Below are 19545 nucleotides of genomic sequence, written 5' to 3' on the forward strand. Positions count from 1 at the left end.
TTGTTTCCCTTTACGATGAGGAAGTGATGTGGGAACGGTCCCACAAGAAACGATTCCACAAGAAACGATCGGGAAGGCGGTACGACCTTATGGAACTGCTCGATATCCAGGGAAGCGCGGTACCGGAACAATCCCGGACGCATATCCGCATTCCTTTTGAGCTGCAGGCAGGCGCGGACCGAATGCAGATCCGGTTCGAATACGCACCCAAGATTCTGGAAGACCGGGAAGCGGCTCTGGATCTGCTGAAGGAAAGCTATGAACGGTACATACTGCCGGAGCAGCGGGAGCAGGCGATCGCCCGCGCCGACCGGCATCTGCCTTTGAAGAATCTGATTACGCTGTCGCTGGACGATCCGAACGGTTACCGGGGAGCCTGCCACCGTCACGACCCGGTGCAGGAGCTGTTTGTCTCGCGGGAAGCGGCTTCGCCCGGACTGATGAGCGGGAAACTCGAAGCGGGAACCTGGATCGCAATGCTGAGTCTGCACTGCATCGTCACGGAGACCTGCGATTATCGCCTGCGGATCCGGGCGGTGGCAGAGGAGGAACCGGCATGAGCTGGATCGCCTGCGAACTGCACACGCATACGCTGCACAGCGACGGAAGGCAAACGCTGCGGGAACTGGCCGAAGGGGCGGTCAAGCTCGGCTTCGGCGCTATCGCGCTGACCGACCACAACACGATGTCCGGCTTGGCGGGCAAAGAAGAGATCGAGCGCGAGTTCGGGCTGACGATCATTCCGGGGATGGAGTGGACGACTTTCTACGGCCATATGGTCACGATCGGACTGAGCGAATTCGCCGATTGGCGGCAGGGCGGACGAAGCGGTATCGATCGCGGGATCGCGGAGGTGCATCGGCTCGGCGGAATTGCGGGGTTGGCCCATCCGTTCCGGATCGGAAGTCCCGCCTGTACCGGCTGCTTCTGGGAATACGAAGTCGGAGACTGGAACGCTGTCGATTATATCGAAGTCTGGTCGGGGACGTTTCCTTCGATCCGGACGGATAACCGGCGCGCGTTCGAGCTGTGGACGGCCAAGCTGAACGCGGGCTATCGGATCGCGGCCGTCTCGGGCCGGGACTGGCATGAGCAGGAGGACACGGACGAACCGATCTCCGTGACCTATCTGGAGATAGGAGAGGAAGAATCGGCGGTAGGCGGACACTCGGATAAGCTGCCGAGCGAAGAGCGACTGATCCGGGCGCTTGGACAAGGGCGGGCCTGCGTCACGATCGGCCCGCTGCTGACGATGACGCTGGAAGCCGGAGGTGAGATCTGGCCGATCGGTTCGGCGGTGCCGGCCGATCTTCCGGGCACAGGCGGCACCGCGCCGGAAGCGGGCGAAGCGGTCCGGGTCAAGCTGTCGCTGGACTTCTCGGTCCGGGCCGAACTATGGTCGCTTCCAGGCCAGGTGTTCAAGCTGAAACTGTGTTCCAATCGGGGCGAAGAAGCGAGCCTGGATCTGCCTGCCGCGGAGAATATCGGAAGGGCCGGCTATTCCGGCGAAGACCTTCGACGGCTTGAACGGGAAGCGGAGCTTCCGGGATCGCACACCGCCGCGCCGCGGATCTGGCTTCGCGCCGAACTGTGGGGAACGGTGCGTGGCGCGTATACGCGGATTGCTTTTACCAATGCGATTTACTTCGATTCGGAGAAAGAAGGAGGCGGCAGTCGATGAAGTCTTTTCCGTTGATCACCGCCCATACGGGCTGCATGGGATACCCCGCCCACTCGCTCGAATCGCTGTGCGCCGCGCTGAAGCTTGGGGTCGATGTGTACGAAGACGATATTCGCGTAACCGGGGACGGGGCGCTGGTGCTGGCCCACGACGACGAAGTTCCGCTGAAGGGCGGCCGCCGGGGAAGTCTTGCGGAACTGACGCTGGATGAACTGGAAGCCGATTCGCCGACTCCGATTCTGCTGCTTGCGGATGTGCTGGCCTGGGTGCGTACCGCGGGGAAAGTCATGAACCTCGATATCAAGACGGACGGAGCGCTGGAACCGGTATTTGCCCTGGTGAAGCAGATGGAGATGGAAGACCGGGTCTTTCTCAGCGGCTGCGAATACGACCGGGCGATCCGGGCCAACCGGATCGGGCCGAAGCTGCGGAGACTGCTGAACGTGAATGTCGACAGTTTCCGCAGCCTGCGGTATGAAGACGCTGTTCGGCAGGCCTGCCGGGAAGCGAGGGCGGCCGGCTGCTTCGGACTGAATGTGCCGTATCAGGCGGTCCAGCCGGAACTGCTGGATACGGCGCGGAGCGAAGGACTGGACGTGTACGTCTGGACGGTGGCGGAAGCGGAAGATATGCGCCGCCTGGCGCAGTGGGGCGTCGATTCGATCACGACCCGCGACCCGGAGAAGCTGATCGCGGTTCGGGGCGAATCGGAAACGGCGGAGGCGGAAGCGGATTGAATACCAAGCTGAACCACAGTCTGCGCGAGCTGGCGCAGTTGGCCGGCGTCTCCAAGTCGACCGCATCCCGGGTCATTTCCGGCAACGGTTATGCGAGTCCCGAAGTCCGCGAGCGTGTGCTGCGGGCGGTGGATGAACTTCGCTACAAGCCGAGCGCGGTTGCCAGGGCGATGGTCGCACGGCGAACCTACAATATCGGCGTGATCGTGTTCCGCGACAAGCTGCCGATTGTGTCGCATACCCTGTACGGCCGTATCATCGACGAAATTCTGATGGCCGCGGAAGAGCTGGGCTACTCGATTTTTCTCAAGACGGACCGGGAAATGTCGCTGCGCTCCACCGATTACATGCTGGAGCAGCGGGTCGACGGATTGATTCTGATCAGCCGCCTGCAGAAGAACGTGATCGATTACGTCAAGAATTTTAAGATTCCCTATGTCATGGTGAACGGATCGACGGAAGATCCGGACGTGGTGCATCTGGTGAGCAACGATGAAGCCGGAGGAGCGAGGGCGGCCGAACATCTGTATGAAAGGGGCCACCGCAGACTGTTTATCCTTGCGGGGCCGGGCGAACACCGCAGCCATTCGCTGCGGCTGGCAGGTTTTCTCGACCGGATCGAACAGCTTGGACTGCCTGTCAGCCGTTCGCTGCGGCCGCTTTCCGACCAAGAACACGGAATCACCGTCGTCGAATCGCCGGAGTCCGGTTTCGATTCCGGCGTCCGGCTGATGGAAGAGCATTATGAGGCGTTTCGCTCGCGGGGCTGCACGGCGGTATTCAGTACCAACGACATGTTGGCGCTCGGCGCGATGAAAGTGCTGCTGGAACGCGGCGTGCGCGTCCCCGAAGACGCTGCCGTCATGGGTTACGACAATATTGAACTTGCCGCCATGTACCATCCGCCGCTGACGACGGTCAGCGTGGATGCGGCCGGGATCGGACGCGACGCGGTGAAGATTCTGGACAGGCTGATCGGCGGGGAAGCGGATGTGCCGCGGCTGAACGAATACGCAAGCGAAGTGATCGTCCGTCAATCGACCACAAGAAAGGAAGACGAGGCATGCTCTGGTATTGGAAACACGTAGGGCGAAGACGAATCATCGAGTTTGCGCTGCTGACCGTATTCGCGATTTTCTTCGCCGGTCCGCTGGTTAATCTGCTGGTGCTGGCTTTCAGCGAAAAATGGAATTACCCGAATGTCCTGCCGCAGCAGTGGGGATTCAAATGGTGGACGTTCGTATTGGCCAAAGACGATATCGTTTCGTCGATCTCGCTGTCGTTCCTGATCGCGACGCTTGTGACGGTGCTGTCCATTGTCGTCTGTATCCCGGCCGCTTATGCGTTCGCCAGACTGCAGTTCCCGCTGAAGCGGATGTTCCTGTTCTCGTTTCTGCTGACGAACGCTTTTCCCAAAATGGGACTGTACGTCTCGATCGCGGTTCTGTTCTACAAGATCGGATTGATGAACACGCTGCTCGGCGTCGTGCTGATCCACATGATTAACGTGCTGATGTTCATGACCTGGATTCCGACCGCCGCTTTCCGCAACGTGCACCGGGCGCAGGAAGAGGCGGCACGCGACGTGGGAGCAAGCCCGTTCAAGGTATTTCGCAGCATCACGCTGCCGATGGCGATGCCGGGAATCGTCGTGGCTTCGATCTTCACGTTCCTGAACTCGCTTGACGAAGCGCAGGGCACGTTCCTCGTCGGCATCCCCGATTACAAAACGATGCCGATCGTCATGTACTCGATTATCTCCGACTTTCCAAGCAGCGCCGGCGCCGTGTTCTCGATTATCCTGACCCTGCCGACGATCATTCTGCTGGTCGCGGCGCAGCGGCTGGTCAGCGCGGATGTGCTGGCAAGCGGTTTTCAAATGAAATAGATTGCGAAATGGAGGAACAGGCATGCAGTTGTCCGTACGGGAATTGTCCAAGCGTTACAAGACCGGAGACGGCGTCAGCGGGATCAATATCGACATTCAAAAAGGCGAACTGGTCACGCTGCTTGGGCCTTCGGGCTGCGGCAAGACGACCGTACTGCGCAGTATCGGAGGATTTCTCGAGCCGGATTCCGGCGATATCCTGATCGAAGGCCGGAGCGTGATCCAGCTTCCGCCCGAGAAACGCCCGACTTCGATGGTGTTCCAAAGTTACAACTTGTGGTCGCATATGTCGGTCTACGAGAATCTGGCGTTCGGTCTCAAGATCCGCAAAAAGTCCAAAGCGGAAATCCGGGCCTCGGTAGACGAAGCGCTCAAGCTGGTCCGGCTGTCGGGCTTCGAGAAAAAGGTTCCCGCCGAACTGTCGGGCGGCCAGCAGCAGCGGGTCGCGTTGGCCCGGTCGCTGCTGCTCAATCCGGCGGTACTGCTGCTCGACGAGCCGTTCTCGGCGCTGGACGCCAAACTGCGGCACGAGATGCGCGAAGAGCTGCGGGAGATCCAGATGAAGACGGGCCTGACCATGGTCTTCGTCACGCACGACCAGGAAGAAGCTTTGTCGCTGTCGGATCGCATTATCGTGATGAATCACGGGCGCATCGAACAAATTGCCCAGCCGCATAAGATTTACGATGAGCCCGCTTCTCTATATGTCGCCGGTTTTATCGGCAAGATGAATTTCATGGAGGGGGTGGCCGACGGAGCGAAGATCCGTCTCGGAAGTCTGGCGCTGCCGAACGTCAAGAATCTGCGCGGCAGAGTGACGGCGGCGGTCCGGCCCGAAGACGTACAGCTTCGCGAGCGGACGGATACGGAAGGAACGCTGACGGGAAAAGTCAAACAGGTGATGATTCTGGGCCATTACGCCGAAGTCACCGTCGAGCTGGCGGAGTTCGGCATCATTCGGGCTTTTCAGAGCAAGGAAGTTGTGCAGCGGCTGCAGCCGGGTCAGGAAGTCGGCGTCTCGATTACCCAAATGACCGGTTTCCCGGTCGACGAAGCGAAAGCAAACTAAGGAGGAACCTATTCATGCGTACGAAAAAGAGGTCCTGGTTCACGTTGTTGTCGGTTGCGGGCGTGTCGATGTCTTTGCTGGCCGGATGCGGAAACGGGGGGGGCGGCGAGAACGCAAGCGCCTCCGCCGAAGCGAGCGGCGGCGCCGCGGCATCGGGCGGGAAGACGTCGTTCAATTTCTACTTCACCGGTTCGCAGAACGTCAAAGACCTGTGGGATTCTCTGGAGCCGATGTTCGAGAAAGAGCATCCGGAAATCGATGTGAAAATGGTCTATATTCCGTCCGGTACCGGCGCGGAACCGACGTATGACCGGATCATGGCCGCCAAGCAGGCGGGCAAAGGCTCGGGCGATATCGATCTGTACGAAGACAGTATCGCGTATGTCTCCCAGGGGACCAAAGACGGCGTCTGGGCGCAGCTCAGCGAGAAAGAGGTCCCGAATCTTGCCAACGTCGATCCCGACGTGCTGAAAGACATCGACACGTATGCGGCTCCGTACCGTTCTTCCGCCGTTGTGCTGGCCTACGACAGCAGCAAAGTCGCCCAGCCTCCGACCACATTGGACGAGCTGCTGGACTGGATCAAAGCCAATCCCGAACAGTTCGCCTATAACGACCCGTCCACGGGAGGTTCCGGCAGTTCGTTCGTCCAGACGATGGTGTACAAGGACCTGCCGGAAGAAGACATCCACAATTCCGACCCCGCGATCATGGAGAAGTGGGAGACCGGCTTCAAGACGCTCCAAGAAATCGGACCTTACGTCTACGGCCAGGGCATCTATCCGAAAAAGAACCAGGGAACGCTCGATCTGCTCATGAACGGCGAAGTCTCGCTGATTCCGGCCTGGTCCGACATGGTGCTGCAGCAGTTGAACGAAGGGCTGCTCCCCGATACGGTCAAAATGCAGCAGATCACGCCGGGCTTCAACGGCGGTCCGACTTACCTGATGGTCAATCAGGAATCGGACAAGAAAGAAGCGATCTATACGTTTATCGATTACGTGCTCTCGCCGGAAGCGCAGGCCGTGGTGGTCGACAAGATGAACGGCTTCCCGGGAATCGAGCTGTCCAACATGTCGCAGGAGATGCAGGATAAGTTCGCCGGAGTCTCCGAAGGCTTCCGCACGTTCAACATCGGGGATCTCGGTACGGAAATCAACAAACGCTGGCAGAGCGACGTCGCCGCGCAATGAATGCCGTAAGCACGCAAAAAGCGGCAGGCAAAAAGATCGGCAGGGAAGCCCGGCAGTCGATTCTGGGTCTGGCGATGGTGCTCCCCTCCTTCGCCATCCTGCTCCTCACCGTCATTATTCCGATCTTCCAGTCGTTCGTCATGAGCCTCACCAACGACTCGGGCGGGTACGATCTGAGCCGCTACGCGTATCTGTTTACCGACAAAGGCATGCGCGCCAATATCCTGTTCACGCTGCGCGTGACCGCCATTACCTGCGTGCTGGTGCTGCTGGTCAGCTACAGCCTGGCGATCTACATGCGCTTCAACCAGGGGCCCGTAGTCGACCTGATCCGCCGGACGTACATGATTCCGCTGTTTATTCCCGGCGTGATCGCAACGTACGGGCTGATCAATCTGCTCGGCAACCACGGCTGGCTGTCTCGGATGCTGGAAGTGGTCGGAGTAGAGCTGCCCCGAATCATTTTTGACGAAAAAGGCATCATCATCGCGAATCTGTGGTTCAATATTCCGTTCACGACGATGCTGCTCAGCTCCGCGCTGTCCGGGATTCCGTCATCCGTGATCGAAAGCGCCAAAGACGTCGGCGTAGGGCGGCTGACGCTGTTCGCGAAGTTTATTTTCCCGCTGTCGTACAAGACGTTTCTGGTGGCCGTCACCTTTGTGTTCATGGGCGTGATCGGCTCGTTCACCGCGCCGTTCCTGATCGGAGCCAATTCCCCGCAGATGCTGGGCGTCTCCATGCAGCAGGTGTTCAGCGTGTTCCAGGAACGCGAGCAGGCCGCGGCGATCGCCTTCTTCTCGTTCCTGCTGTGCTCGGTGCTGGGGGCATTCTATATCCGCTCGGTGGCGGAAGAGGAAAAAGTGAAGATGTAAGAAGCAAGGCCGAACGTGCTCCGATACGGAGCGCGTTTTTTTTGTTTGGAAGTTCCATCCGCGTATAGGGAGAAGGCTTCTACAGCTCTTCAAGCAGCCGCAGATAATGCTGCCCGAGCCGATCGCGCAGGCTCTGGGGCTCCAAAATTTTGAGCGAAGAGCCGAAGCCGGCGAGATAGGAGACGAGGAACTCCGTCTCCTGCGGCTCGAAGCTGCCGGACAGCAGCAGGCGGCCGTCCGGATCGGGCGATTCCGTCAGCGTCATGGACGGGTACAGCTGGCGCCGCAGTCGGTCGGCGGCTCCGGGATCGACTGCGCAGCGGAAGGAAACCGCGTCCGGCGAGGGGCGGCGCAGCGTCTGCGCGTCGCGCAGATCGAATCCCTTCAGCTCTTCGAGCGGCTCGTCGCCGCTGAACTCCGCCGATATAATCCGGTCGCAGCGGAAGACGCGGTATTCCCGCTTGTCCAGATCAAAAGCGCGGCAGTACCAGAAGCCGTCGGAAGCATAGATGGCGAACGGCTGGATCAGCCGGGAAGGGCCGCTTGGCGAGGCGTAGCGGATTGCTAGCGCTTCGCCGCGCACCGCCGCCTGCAGGAGCGTCTCCAGATATGGGCCCGCTTCTGCCGGCTCGTCCGGATAGAAAGCGATCCGATGCTCGAAGCGCCGGATCTGCTCGCGCTGCGCTTCGGGTACGACGTCCAGGAACTTGGCATGGATCGAGTCGAACGAGACGCGGAAAGGATCGCCGGACAAGCTGCGCAAATTCTGCATGGCAAAGTACAGCGCCAGCACCTCGCCCGTCGTAAACGACACGGGCGGCAGCGAAGCCGTCTCCAGCAGGCGGTAGCCGCCGTTTCTTCCGCGGTCCGCGTACAGCGGCATCCCGATCTCTTCCAGCGAAGCGATATCCCGAAGCGCGGTGCTGCGGGATATGCCGAATTCGTCTATTAATTCTCTCAGCGTAAAATGCCTTTTTCGATAGACGTAGCGCTGCAGCCGATTTAATCGTTCCGCTTTTTTCATCGCGTACCTCCTTTAAGCGTAAAGTTTATAAATAAAAGGGTTCAAAAATTGACACCTTAGTTTCTTATGATGTCAGTGTAACCCACATTTGAAGGAGGACCAACCATGAGAATGAACGAAAGCGGAAACCATGATGTGCAGACGGAAGTTATTCCGTTCCTCTCGCTGAACGGCCGGGCGGCGGAAGCGATCGATTTTTACGAACGGGTGCTGAACGCCGAGGTGCTGCTGAAAGTTAACTACGAAGAGATGGCCAAGATGGACGATACGTTCCGTTACGAGGAAGGAAAGGCCCATTATATAACGCATTCCGTGCTGAGAATCGGCGCAAACAAACTGATGATTGCGGAAGAGGAGACGGACAGTACCCGGCCGTGGAGCGCAGGCAACCATTTTTCGCTGTGCATCCAATCGCGCGACCATAATGCAATCGTGAGTCTTTACGAAAGGCTGGTTAGCGACGAACGGACGACGGTTCTGGCGCCGCTGGCGGCCAACTCGTTTAGCGGCGGTTATGGCGCGGTGCGCGATCCGTTCGGCGTCGTGTTCCAATTTACGGTGACGCGGCACAACTTTTGATCGTCCCTATCGACATGCAACCAGACGAACGCTGGGCAAGCTGCCGGGAAACCGGCGGCTTTTTTGCGTTTAACAACAATTTTCGACATTTTTCTTCTTTCTTTCTCATTTTATCGAGCAGAACCGCCGATAGAGAGAGTAACTTTCAAAGCCGAGCATTTGCATGCGTTCGCTTCCTTCACGGCCCCATAGAATGAATTCTCAGATAAAGGAGTTGTACGCATGGAGATCAAATCTTCTCTTACGACAAACCAAGATACGAATAACGCTTTTCAAGAAATCAAATCCAAGCTTTCTCCGCAGGCGAAAGCCGTAGTTTTTTTTGCCAGCACCGTATATGACTTCCCAAGGTTGAGCACGCTGTTTCGGGAAGCTTTCCCCGAAGCCGAAGTGCTCGGGCTGACGACGGTCGGCGAAATCGGCCCTTCGGGCTTTTCCGAAAACGGCTTGTCCGCCATGAGCTTTGCCGGTTCGCTCCAAGCCAGGGGCGTCCTGATCGAGGACATCGTCAAATATCCGGTTTTTTACCGGGATAACCTGATGGACGCGGCTCGGCAGATCGGAATCGATGCCGGCAGCGCCTTTCCCGAACGGGAAGGCCTCGGGCTCGTTTTTCCGAACGGCCTGATCGGAGCGGAAGAGAAGATGCTGTCCGTCGTCAATTCGGTCTTCGCGCGAGAAGGATTTCCCCTGTTCGGAGGAACCGCGGGCGACGACGCCAAATTTGAGAAAACCCAGGTTTCTTATCAGGGCAGCGTGTCCCATACCGGCGGCCTCGTCTTGTTCATTAAGCCGGATACGGCATTCCATATTGCCAAAGAAAATATTTTCGCCCCGATGGGCCAAAAAATGAAAATTACGAAAGCCGATGCGGGCGCCCGTATCGTCCATGAATTCAACGGACGTCCGGCGGCTTCGGAATATGCCCGTCTGCTCGGGGTATCGGCAGGGGAGCTAAGCCGTTACTTCATGACGAATCCGCTCGGGCGGGTCGTGAACGAAGAAGTCTTTATCGCTTCCCCGTTCGAAGTGCTGCCCAGCGGAGGGGTCAAATTCTACTGCCAGCTGTTCGAAGGCATGACCGTCGACATTCTGGCTCCCAAAGATCCCGTCGAGACGATTCGTCAAACGGTGGAAGCTTTCCGCGGCCGCTTCTCGCGCCTAGACGGGGTACTGGCCGTCAACTGCATCCTACGCAAGTTTCAGTTCCATAACGACAGGCTGTTCCCCGCGATTAACGCCCATATGGATAAGCTCCCCAATTTGGGCGGATTTTGCAGCTACGGCGAACAATTAAACCGAACGCAGTTGAATCAGACGCTTGTTCTGCTCGGGTTCGGCACGCTCAGACAGGGGGAATCGGTATGAATCCATTAAGCATTCTGTTATCCATGAAGAAGAAGCAGGAACTTTCGGAACGGCAAAAAGAAGAGTTTGTGGAGACTTTGCACGGCTTGTCGGAAACCGAGTATGCCAACGTCGTCAAATCGCTTGCCGACCTGATCGGCCTGCTGGATCAAGCCACCTCCAAAAATTCGGCCAAAGACAGCGAACTTATGGATCAGGTCGGGCTGCTTAAGGTCGATATGGCGGAACAAAACAGCCGTCTTAACCGCTCCGTCGAAAGCATCCGTCAAATTGTAGCCCGGACCGAGGACGTCACGTTCATCACGCACGAAGTCGAGCAGCAGAGCGGGCAAAATTACCGCGTCATCGTCGAAGGCGGAGAAAGCGTAGACGCGCTGAGCGGCGAGATTGACTCGCTGAAAGCGATTTTCGCCCAGTTTCGCGCTTCCATCCGGATGCTTAAAAGCGAAGTGTCTTCCATTTCGAATTTTGCTTCCACGATTCAAGAGATCGCGAACCAAACGAATCTGTTGGCTTTGAACGCCAGCATCGAAGCGGCCCGGGCCGGGGAGCAGGGCAGAGGCTTCGCGGTCGTTGCCCAGGAAGTGCGCAAGTTGGCCGACCAAAGCAAAACGGCCCTGCTCGAGATCGACGGAAAAGTCAAAGAAGTCACGATGAACGTCGACGATCTGGATCGGGAATTCGAGCGCAAGACATCGGCCATCGACGAAGTCATCGATACGTCGAACCGGACCCGAGACGTTTTCGCGCGAATTCTGAGCACCGAGGAGCAGTTAAGAGGCAGCATGTCCCGAATCAAGGGAGCCAACGACCATATCGTATCCGATTTGTCGGAGTTTTCCGCTTCTTTGGAACAAGTGCTTCAGGGATTTCTTCAGAGCGATCGGCGCATCGGTCATCTGTATCAGCTGTCGCAGGACAAATTCACGTTTTCGACGGAAACGTTTGCCTACACGTCGCAGCTTCGCGACCTCGCCAACGCCCTGCGTGATCGCCGGCTGTAGAGCTTAAGGCAATTCCCGTACTGAACGGGAAAGCCAAAGTCCGGATAGGACGACTCCCTATCCATGATGCGCGAAAAGGCCTGTTCCCATGGGAACAGGCCTTTTCTTGATGAAGACGAAGGGTGAAAACGGAACTTCGATTAAAACGTCAGGCGGCGGTTGAACGGCACGCGGCATAATCGCTGGAAGAAATCAAAGCGATTACCCGATTTTCCGTCCCGCGGCCCAGACGCCGCGCAGTTCCAGTTCCTCGTCCAGCAAGGCGAGATCGGCACGCTTGCCCGGCTCGATCGAGCCGGTCTCGCCGTAGATGCCGGCCTGCCGGGCCGGCGCGGCGCTGGCCGCGTGCGAAGCGCGCTCGATGCTCAGGCCCACCTGGCGGACGAGGAAGCGGAAGCCTTCGTCCATCGTCAGCCGGCTGCCCGCCAGCGCGCCGCCCTGCGTGAGAGCCACGCCGCCTTCGACCTTGACCGGCAGGTCGCCGAGGAAGTAATCGCCGTCGCCGAGACCGGCGGCGGACATGGCATCGGTGACGAGGACGAGATTCCCCTCGTTCTTCACCTTTGCCAGCAGCTTGACCGCGCCGGGATGGACATGGATGCCGTCCGCGATAACCTCGGCCGTAATCGCATCGGTGCCCAGTACGGCACCGGCCGTGCCCGGCTTGCGATGGTGCAGCGGCGTCATCGCGTTGAACGTGTGCACGGCATGGTTCAGTCCGGCGCCTACGGCCGCCAGCACTTCTTCATAACTGGCGTCGGTGTGCCCGAGCGCCGCCGTAATGCCGTTCGCGCGCAGCCACGCGATCGTCTCCAAAGCGCCTTCGCGCTCGGGCGCCAGCGTCAGCTGGCGGATCAGACCGGGATAGCGAGCTTCCCAGTCTTCCAGCCAATCCGTGCGCGGCAGGGCAATATGGTCCGGGTTCTGCGCCCCCGGCCACTGCGGGCTGATAAACGGCCCTTCCAGGTGCACCCCTTCGATGCTCGCGCCGGATGCCGCGCCCGGCATCCGGCTGCGCTGCCGGTAAGCCCAGACGGCTTCCAGCACGCCGCCGATCATGTCGTGCGTCGCCGTCATGGTCGTCGCCAGCATCGACGTCGACCCGTGCGAGCCGTGGAACTTGGCGATCGTCTCCAGCACGCCGGGTTTCCCGGCGTCCATGAAGTCCGCGCCCATGCCTCCGTGGACGTGTACGTCCACGAAGCCCGGCAGCAGCCAGCCTTGGTTCGCGTCGACGACCTGGATGTCGACGCTCTTCCCGGCGCCATCTTCCGCGTCGATGCCCGCCGTATCGTCCGACCGGACCGACACGATGCGGCCGCCGGACACGACGCAGCTGCCGCGGGCGATTACGCCGCCCGGCGTCACGATCCGCGCGTTCACGAAGCGGATTGCCGCGGGAGAGTCTTCTTCGGGGGGAGCGGCCTGAGCGGAATCGCCGCTGCCGGGCAGCTGGATGTTCAGTTCCAGCTGTTCGACTTTTTCGTCGTCAGAATGTCGTTCGCCGCTCATTTCGTCCACGCTCCCGCCGCTTCGTCCAGCAGCACGACCAGATTCGGATGCAGCTGCAGCAGCGAAGCCGGACACCGGGTCGTGATCGGGCCGGTCAGCGCGCGTTTGGCGATATCCGCTTTGGACGCGCCGCGCACGACGAGCATGATCTGACGCGCCTTCATGATACCCGCGACGCCCATTGTGATCGCCTGCTTCGGTACCTCGCCGATCGAATCGAAGAAGCGCGCGTTCGCTTCGATCGTCTGCTGCTGCAGCATGGCCGCATGGGTGCCGGGAATCAGTTCGTCGTCCGGTTCGTTGAACCCGATATGCCCGTTGTGGCCAAGTCCGAGCAGCTGCAGGTCGATCCCGTCGTCTTCGATCATGGCGTCGTAATAGGCGCATTCCTGCTGCAGATCGACGGCAAGTCCGTTCGGTACATGCGTATTCGCGGGATCGATATCGACCTTGTCGAACAGATGCGTGTTCATGAAGCAGCGGTAGCTCGCCGGATGGCCGCCCGACAGCCCGACGTATTCGTCGAGATTGTACGAACGGGCTTTTGCGAAGCTCACGCTTCCGCTCTCATACAGCTTGACCAGCTCGCCGTAAATGCCGATCGGCGTACTGCCGGTGGCAAGGCCGAGTACGGCCTTGGGACTTGCCTGCAGCAGACTTGCGATCAAGCCGGCTCCTGCGCGGTTCAGATCTTCTTCGGTACGGAACGTCAACAAATTCATAATTTGGCACCTCCGGGTAGTACATTGACCAAGATAAAAGTCAGGTTACGCCCCCTGGGATTTCGTACCGGAAGCGTGTACGAAGCCTCCGACGGAATTGTTATTTCAGGCGAACGTAAATCTCTGATTGGATTTGGTCAACGTAGTGGGTTCAGATACTGACGGACGTTGTGATAAGACTGCTCCAGCATGGGGACGTATTCGTCGAAACCTTCGCTGAGCATGCCCGTGAACAGAATGTCGATCACGTGCAGCTGGGCGATCCGGGACGCCATCGCGCCGCGCCGCACGCCTTCTTCCAGCGACGAAGTGAACAGCGGAACATCCGCAAGACCGGGCAGCGGGCTGGTCCCGTAGCGGGTCAGCGACAAGGTGAGCGCTCCGGCGTCTTTGGCGCAGCGCAGTGCGGCGATCGTCTCCGGCGTCTCTCCGGAGTACGAAATGGCCAGTGCCACGTCGCCTTTGCCCAGCGTGGACGCCGAGGTGATCTGCATATGCGAATCGGCGAACGCGGTACAGCTTTTGCCGATCCGGATCAGCTTCTGGTAGAAGTCCTGCGCGACGATCGACGACGTGCCCATCCCGTACAGGTCGATTCGCCGGGCACCGCCGAGCGCCGCAACCGCCCGTTCCAGCGCTTCGGGATCGAGCAGCCGGGTCGTGTCGGTGATCGAGGAGAGATGGTTGGCTTCGATGGCACGCGCGATTTCCTGCAGCGGCCGTCCGGCGACGATATCCTGATACGTCGCCGCTTCGGACGGACGCGACAGTTCGCCGACCAGGCGCATTTTGAAATCGGGAAATCCTTTGAAACGCAGCGATTTGCAAAAACGGGTCACGGTCGCCGGACTGATTCCGCAGGCGGCGGCAAGCTCCGTAATCCCGAGACGCTGAACGTGTTCGGGTTGTTCCAGAATATAATCGGCCAACCGTTTCTCCTGGGGAGAGAAGCGGTCCAGGCCTTCTTGAATCAGCAGCAGCGTAGCGGACATGACAGCACTCCTTCGGCAAGCGGCACTCGAACGGATAAACAGGCCGCTTTTTATGAAAAATATTTTTATATATAATCAATTATAATAGAAAATAATTTTCTTGCAACGTCATCCTGAACAAACCGGCCGTATCGGGACAATCTTCGCTTGGCTTCGGGTCACAAGATTCGGGCTTCCCGTGGATCTGCGCTTCAGCAAAGACAATCCCTCGGCATCGATATCGGCATTGACGGCCGCGGCCGTTCCTGCCTGGCTCAATCGGGCTTGATCGGGCTGCGCTGCTCCAGAAGCGCGTCGCTATCGATCGCTCCCGCTTCTTGGATCAGCATCAGCAGAGAGTGAGTCACGCTGTGATCGTTCTCCCGGTGCAGCAGCTTTGTCAGATCGGGAACTTTTTTTCGCAGCGTCTCGGTCGGCATGTAGGTCTGGAGCAGTCGAGCCGCCACCTGGCGGTCTTCCGAATGAGGACTATTGTGCAAAAAATCCAGCAGATCGTTCTCCGCGTAAGGGTAATCGGCCTTGGCCAGATGCTGCAGCGTCACAAGGGCAAGCGGCGTGTACGGCTCCGTTTTCCGCAGAATATGGCGCAGCCGCGCCGTCGTACCCGGTCCGAGCGCCGGGATCTTGAACAGTCCGCGAAGGGCTTCAAGCCGCAGCTGCTCATCGTCCGTTTCGTCGAACAACGCCAGCAGTTCCTGTTCGCTGCCGCCGGGCAGCCTGCCGAAGCGGTCGACGCTGCGCCCTGCGATCAGTTCGTCGAGCCAGCGTTCGTACCAATTCAGGAAGTTCTTTTCGTACGCAAAAAAAGGTCTCTGTTCATCGCGGTCAATATACACAATCCTGCCGCGATACGGTCCGTTGAGAATCAGCACCGTATCGTGCGTCCAGCCCTGCGTCCCGATACACAGCGTTCCCTGAAACATCCGTTCTCCGCCCGCTTCGCATCCTTCGTTGGCTTCTTCCGCCTGCTTTTCGTATAACGCTTCCAGCTCCCACCATTCTTCTTCGGTAAAATCCGGCCGCAGGATACAGGGTTCCGCCATTCGGGCCGATTCCTGCTCCATCTGTTCAAGCGTGTACAGGCCGTGATACGGACCTGCCCCTCCGCTGCCGACTGCCGTCAGGAAATCCGTCAATTCTTGAGGCAGCGCAATCCCGTGCTTTCGCTCGAAGGCTTCGACCGCCGCGGGGGAGAGAGGTTCTTTCAGGATATACTTGTGGCGGCTTGCGCCGAAGATCTGGAAAAGGTTGTCCTGGCGGGCAGCCTGCGCGACCTTTTCCCGGATTCGCTGCAGGGGGTCGGGGTGGTCCGTGTTTTTTCTTTTCCGTAATCGCATGGATTAGATCCCTCGCTTCGTCAAAATTCCGATTCGCTTCCGCCATCTGGTAAAGCTTTTGGCTCCGCCATCATAAACGAACCTCCTGCGAGAGACAACCCTTTCCCGTCACTCGAACGAGGAACGATTTTTGCGGGAAGACGCGGCGAAGGAGAGCGGAGATCCTGTATAATGGAAGCAGCTGTTATTTCGATATGAAACGGAGGATGATCACGCATGGCCGATCCGCAAACCCATCCCAAAGTCGACGCTTTTCTGGAACGTTCCGAATCCTGGCGCGAAGAGTTCGCGAAGCTGAGAAGCCTGGCGCTGGACAGCGAAATGAAAGAAGAACTGAAGTGGGGCCAGCCCTGCTACACGATCGAAGGCGGCAATGTCGTATTGATCCACGGGTTCAAGGAATACTGCGCGCTGCTGTTCATCAAAGGCGCCCTGCTGCAGGATAACGAGCTCATGCTGATCCAGCAGACGCAGAAAGTGCAGGCGGGCCGCCAGCTGCGTTTCCGGAATTTGGCGGAGATCGAGCAGCAGGAAGAGCGGATTCGGGCTTATATTCGCGAAGCGATCGAGATTGAACGGGCCGGGCTTAAAGTCGAGCTGAAGCCAAGCGAAGAGTATGCGATTCCCCTGGAACTTCAAGTTCGCTTCGACGGCAGTCCCGAGCTGAAGACGGCGTTCGAAGCGCTGACACCGGGCCGCCAACGCGCGTATCTGCTGCATTTTGCCGAACCCAAGCAGTCCAAGACCCGCGAAGCGAGAATCGACAAGCACGCGCCGCGGATTATGGAAGCCAAAGGATTGAACGATCGTTAAAAAAAGCCCGGACCGCCAAACGAAACAAGGACGAAGCGCGTTTATTCAGCAGACCTATTCGTAATCAGGCAGGAGGCGGTATCGAACATGAATAGCAAAAAACTGCAAATTTCCATATTCGCGGCAGCCGGCACAGGAATCGTATTGACTCTCGCCGCGGGCGTGCTGCTTGTGAATACGGACTGGTGGACGACGCCGGTACGCACTTCCGGTTCGTCGACCGTTCAGGTCGGACCTCCTATAGGCGATTGGACGATCATCGAAGACGGCCAGGGCGGCTGGACTACGATCGGAGAGCTCAAAAAGTCCATGAGCGTTCAGCTGCCGGAAGACTCCGATAAATAAACGCCATATTCCTACCTCGACATAGGGATCGTTTCAAATTTGAGAAGTAGGCGGAACATCCTTTAAAATGGAGAAGGTACTTACCTATTAGGACGTTTGCGCAAGCGTATCGGTGAGCGTTACCGCCGTTTACGCAAACGCCTTCACCATTCGAAGGAGGCTGACATGCTGAAGACCGTGCTCGGAAGATTCAAAGTGATCGGGTATATGGAAGGGGTCTCGTTTCTGCTGCTGCTTCTCGTGGCGATGCCGCTGAAGTACGGAGCGGGCGTCGATATGGCCGTGACGATCGTGGGAGCGGCGCACGGGGCGCTGTTCGTCCTGTACATTCTGGCGTCGTTCCATGCGTTTATCGCGCTTAAGTGGGGCATGACCAAGTTATTCTGGGCGCTTGTCGCGTCCGTGCTGCCGATCGGGACCTTTGTATTCGAATCGTATTTGAAAAAAGAGATCCAGGCGGGCCGCGCTTACGCGACACCGGAAGAAGCGCGGCGTGGACAATAGAGGGAGAAACCCGATAACGTTCAGAAAGCCGCCGGCATACCGTATATTCGGATTCGTATCGGTCATCTTGGCTTGGAGTTTTCATTTAACGTACAGATTCTCCAATACGGACGACGTAGGAGTGGGAATGCTGCTGTCGCTCGGCAATGCGATGCTGCTGTTGATGACGCTGCCCTGGGGCATAGTCGGAATTGGAGAGCTGATTTATCTGCTGCGCCTGCGCAAGAAAAACGGGCTGAATCTCAACATGGAGGTCCCGTCGACGAATCGGATACGTTCTCTTCCAAAAAGCTTAAGAATGGTTTGATTGTGAATATTTCGTATCTCGTTCTGGTATTCGCCCAGCTTACCTACGTCATCTACAATTGGAGCAGGGAGTTCGATTTATAGTTCGAATGAGTCTTTTGCATGGCTGGACGGAGTTTGGGAATTCGTTATAAAATAAGTCCAATTGAATCCGGCAGGGTAAGCAGGCCGCACCGAAAGCATCGGGGCTTTGAGATGGAATATGCCATCTTGAGGCCTTTTTTTATGCACAAAATCGGATTTCCAAATTTTCCATCGAATGATAAACTAAGGAGGCAAGCAGAATGAAGATTGAATTGATGTACCGGGATGACCGGACGATCGGAGTAAAGCTGGAACGCTACGGCCCCGAGCAGTTGGCGGGCATTCGTTCCGTGACGGGACGGCGGTGGCTGCAGGAAGAAAAAGTCTGAACCATCCCGTACAGCATTTCGGCTTTGGAGCTTTTGCTTGAAGCGTATCCGTCCTGCCGCTTCGAGTGCGACGCCTATTTGATCCGGGAAGATCCTTATCTCCCGGAAAGGCTGGAGCGGCATCGGACAGAAAAGCCGGAGCGTGAACCTTCTGCGAAGCAGGAGCCGTGGGGGGTGAATCGAAGGCACGAACTGCAGGATGCGTTAAAAGCAAGAGGGTACAGCGGTAAAACGATTAAAGCCTATACGTCGCAGGTTCAGCGTTTTTTTTGCGGGAACGACGGAAGCGAGTTCGGATATGGGCGAGGCTGCCGTACAAAAGTATGCGCTGGATCTGCTTGAAAAAGGGCTGTCGCATGCTTACGTCAATCAGGCGATCAGTGCGCTGAAGTTCTATTTTCGTTACGTACTGAAAAGTCCCAAGTCCAATGGCTATGTCCGCCCCAAAAAAGAAAGCAAACTTCCGGATGTGCTGTCGCTCGGAGAAGTGGTTCGACTGCTGAAAAGCGTAGAGAACCCGAAGCATAAAGCCATTCTGTATCTAACTTATACCTCGGGCTTACGCGTCAGTGAAGTCGTACGTCTTCGACCGGAAGATTGCGACGGGGAGCGTCATACGGTTAAGGTCCGGCAGGGAAAAGGAAGAAAAGACAGGCAAACGCTTCTCTCCGAAGCGGCAGCCAACGTACTGGATCGATATATCGATCAGGCAAAGCCCACGACCTGGCTGTTTCCGGGTCAGAGGGAAGGCCGCCATCTAACGGAACGCTCGGCGCAAAAAGTGTTTGAAAAAGCGCTGCGGCAGACCGGAATTCGTAAAGAAGTGAGTATTCATTCGTTAAGACATTCCTTTGCGACGCATCTGCTGGAGAACGGGATCGATCTTCGTTATATCCAAGAGCTGCTCGGGCATCAAAGCGTACGAACGACGGAGCGTTATACGCATGTAAGCAGGCGGGATATTGGGAAGATCCGGAGTCCGCTGGACCGGATCGGGGGGTTGGAAGATGCGGATTAGAGAAGCTCAGGAATACCCTGTTCAAGGTGAGTTTCACGAAGGTCGGGAATACTGCATGAGGATGAGATTGGCGAAGTTCGTAAATAAGACGTTATAGGAAATCAGCAAAAATCTTGATAGACAGGGAGTGGCCCCAATCAAATTTATTCTTATATTTGGTCCCCA

General features: G+C 57.8%; 22 protein-coding genes. 17 read left to right on the plus strand and 5 right to left on the minus strand.

Annotated features, from left to right (window positions below; all coding sequences use genetic code 11):
• Positions 1-89: 89 nt before the first annotated feature.
• From HOP44_RS17920 to HOP44_RS17955, 8 genes are all read left to right on the plus strand, one after another.
• Entirely contained in the window at positions 90-560 is a 471-nt protein-coding gene (locus HOP44_RS17920) for a hypothetical protein (protein WP_172255817.1), read from the plus strand.
• Positions 557-1681 carry a CehA/McbA family metallohydrolase gene (locus HOP44_RS17925; protein WP_172255820.1) on the plus strand — a complete coding sequence of 375 codons (1125 nt, stop codon included), beginning with the start codon at positions 557-559 and terminating at the stop codon, positions 1679-1681. The genes HOP44_RS17920 and HOP44_RS17925 overlap by 4 nt, the downstream gene beginning before the upstream one ends.
• The gene (locus tag HOP44_RS17930) at positions 1678-2418 is read left to right on the plus strand and encodes a glycerophosphodiester phosphodiesterase (RefSeq protein WP_172255823.1); all 741 of its coding nucleotides are present in this window, start codon (positions 1678-1680) and stop codon (positions 2416-2418) included. Before HOP44_RS17925 ends, HOP44_RS17930 begins: the two co-directional genes overlap by 4 nt.
• Complete coding sequence (locus tag HOP44_RS17935; protein WP_172255826.1) at positions 2415-3506, plus strand: LacI family DNA-binding transcriptional regulator; 1092 nt, start codon at positions 2415-2417, stop codon at positions 3504-3506. The genes HOP44_RS17930 and HOP44_RS17935 overlap by 4 nt, the downstream gene beginning before the upstream one ends.
• Complete coding sequence (locus tag HOP44_RS17940) at positions 3482-4306, plus strand: ABC transporter permease (RefSeq protein ID WP_172255828.1); 825 nt, start codon at positions 3482-3484, stop codon at positions 4304-4306. The genes HOP44_RS17935 and HOP44_RS17940 overlap by 25 nt, the downstream gene beginning before the upstream one ends.
• Positions 4307-4328: 22 nt before the next feature.
• The gene (locus HOP44_RS17945; protein WP_172255830.1) at positions 4329-5375 is read left to right on the plus strand and encodes an ABC transporter ATP-binding protein; all 1047 of its coding nucleotides are present in this window, start codon (positions 4329-4331) and stop codon (positions 5373-5375) included.
• Between the two features lie 14 nt (positions 5376-5389).
• Positions 5390-6568, plus strand: coding sequence for an extracellular solute-binding protein (locus HOP44_RS17950; RefSeq protein WP_172255832.1), 1179 nt, complete (start codon positions 5390-5392; stop codon positions 6566-6568).
• A gap of 74 nt (positions 6569-6642) precedes the next feature.
• Positions 6643-7443 (plus strand): ABC transporter permease, encoded by an 801-nt coding sequence (locus HOP44_RS17955; protein WP_425501893.1) that lies wholly within the window; start codon positions 6643-6645, stop codon positions 7441-7443.
• A gap of 79 nt (positions 7444-7522) precedes the next feature.
• Here HOP44_RS17955 and HOP44_RS17960 read toward each other — a convergent pair whose 3' ends face one another.
• Positions 7523-8467, minus strand: coding sequence for a helix-turn-helix transcriptional regulator (locus HOP44_RS17960; protein ID WP_172255833.1), 945 nt, complete (start codon positions 8465-8467; stop codon positions 7523-7525).
• Positions 8468-8572: 105 nt separating this feature from the next.
• Between HOP44_RS17960 and HOP44_RS17965 the strand changes: the two genes are divergently transcribed.
• The 3 genes from HOP44_RS17965 to HOP44_RS17975 all read left to right on the plus strand — a co-directional run bounded on the left by HOP44_RS17965 (position 8573) and on the right by HOP44_RS17975 (position 11418).
• Positions 8573-9046: a VOC family protein gene (locus HOP44_RS17965; protein WP_216667634.1), complete on the plus strand. Its 474-nt coding sequence runs from the start codon at positions 8573-8575 to the stop codon at positions 9044-9046.
• 222 nt (positions 9047-9268) lie between these two features.
• Positions 9269-10414, plus strand: coding sequence for an FIST signal transduction protein (locus tag HOP44_RS17970; RefSeq protein WP_172255835.1), 1146 nt, complete (start codon positions 9269-9271; stop codon positions 10412-10414).
• A complete protein-coding gene (locus HOP44_RS17975) occupies positions 10411-11418 on the plus strand; it encodes a methyl-accepting chemotaxis protein (RefSeq protein WP_172255837.1) in 1008 nt (335 codons plus the stop codon). The genes HOP44_RS17970 and HOP44_RS17975 overlap by 4 nt, the downstream gene beginning before the upstream one ends.
• 201 nt (positions 11419-11619) lie before the next feature.
• Here the strand turns inward: HOP44_RS17975 and nagA are convergent, their stop codons facing one another.
• The 4 genes from nagA to HOP44_RS17995 form a co-directional block, all read right to left on the minus strand.
• Positions 11620-12930, minus strand: a complete 1311-nt coding sequence (nagA, locus tag HOP44_RS17980) for an N-acetylglucosamine-6-phosphate deacetylase (RefSeq protein ID WP_172255839.1) — start codon at positions 12928-12930, stop codon at positions 11620-11622.
• Positions 12927-13652, minus strand: coding sequence for a glucosamine-6-phosphate deaminase (gene nagB, locus HOP44_RS17985; protein WP_172255842.1), 726 nt, complete (start codon positions 13650-13652; stop codon positions 12927-12929). Before nagB ends, nagA begins: the two co-directional genes overlap by 4 nt.
• Before the next feature lie 137 nt (positions 13653-13789).
• On the minus strand, positions 13790-14644 hold the full coding sequence (locus HOP44_RS17990; protein ID WP_172255845.1) for a MurR/RpiR family transcriptional regulator: 855 nt from the start codon (positions 14642-14644) through the stop codon (positions 13790-13792).
• A gap of 254 nt (positions 14645-14898) precedes the next feature.
• Positions 14899-15981: an SMI1/KNR4 family protein gene (locus HOP44_RS17995; protein WP_172255848.1), complete on the minus strand. Its 1083-nt coding sequence runs from the start codon at positions 15979-15981 to the stop codon at positions 14899-14901.
• Positions 15982-16197: 216 nt separating this feature from the next.
• Between HOP44_RS17995 and HOP44_RS18000 the strand changes: the two genes are divergently transcribed.
• The 6 genes from HOP44_RS18000 to HOP44_RS18020 all read left to right on the plus strand — a co-directional run bounded on the left by HOP44_RS18000 (position 16198) and on the right by HOP44_RS18020 (position 19380).
• Positions 16198-16794, plus strand: a complete 597-nt coding sequence (locus HOP44_RS18000) for a YdeI/OmpD-associated family protein (RefSeq protein ID WP_172255851.1) — start codon at positions 16198-16200, stop codon at positions 16792-16794.
• Between the two features lie 87 nt (positions 16795-16881).
• Positions 16882-17139 (plus strand): hypothetical protein, encoded by a 258-nt coding sequence (locus HOP44_RS18005; RefSeq protein WP_172255854.1) that lies wholly within the window; start codon positions 16882-16884, stop codon positions 17137-17139.
• A gap of 165 nt (positions 17140-17304) precedes the next feature.
• Positions 17305-17643 (plus strand): DUF3817 domain-containing protein, encoded by a 339-nt coding sequence (locus HOP44_RS18010; RefSeq protein WP_172255857.1) that lies wholly within the window; start codon positions 17305-17307, stop codon positions 17641-17643.
• A 121-nt stretch (positions 17644-17764) separates the two neighbouring features.
• Positions 17765-17950 carry a hypothetical protein gene (locus HOP44_RS18015; RefSeq protein WP_172255860.1) on the plus strand — a complete coding sequence of 62 codons (186 nt, stop codon included), beginning with the start codon at positions 17765-17767 and terminating at the stop codon, positions 17948-17950.
• Between the two features lie 283 nt (positions 17951-18233).
• Entirely contained in the window at positions 18234-18362 is a 129-nt protein-coding gene (locus HOP44_RS23045; protein ID WP_281367811.1) for a hypothetical protein, read from the plus strand.
• A gap of 298 nt (positions 18363-18660) precedes the next feature.
• Positions 18661-19380: a tyrosine-type recombinase/integrase gene (locus HOP44_RS18020; RefSeq protein WP_246369901.1), complete on the plus strand. Its 720-nt coding sequence runs from the start codon at positions 18661-18663 to the stop codon at positions 19378-19380.
• Positions 19381-19545 lie beyond the last annotated feature (165 nt).

The organism is Saccharibacillus deserti (genome assembly GCF_013618475.1).
Taxonomy (GTDB): domain Bacteria; phylum Bacillota; class Bacilli; order Paenibacillales; family Paenibacillaceae; genus Saccharibacillus; species Saccharibacillus deserti.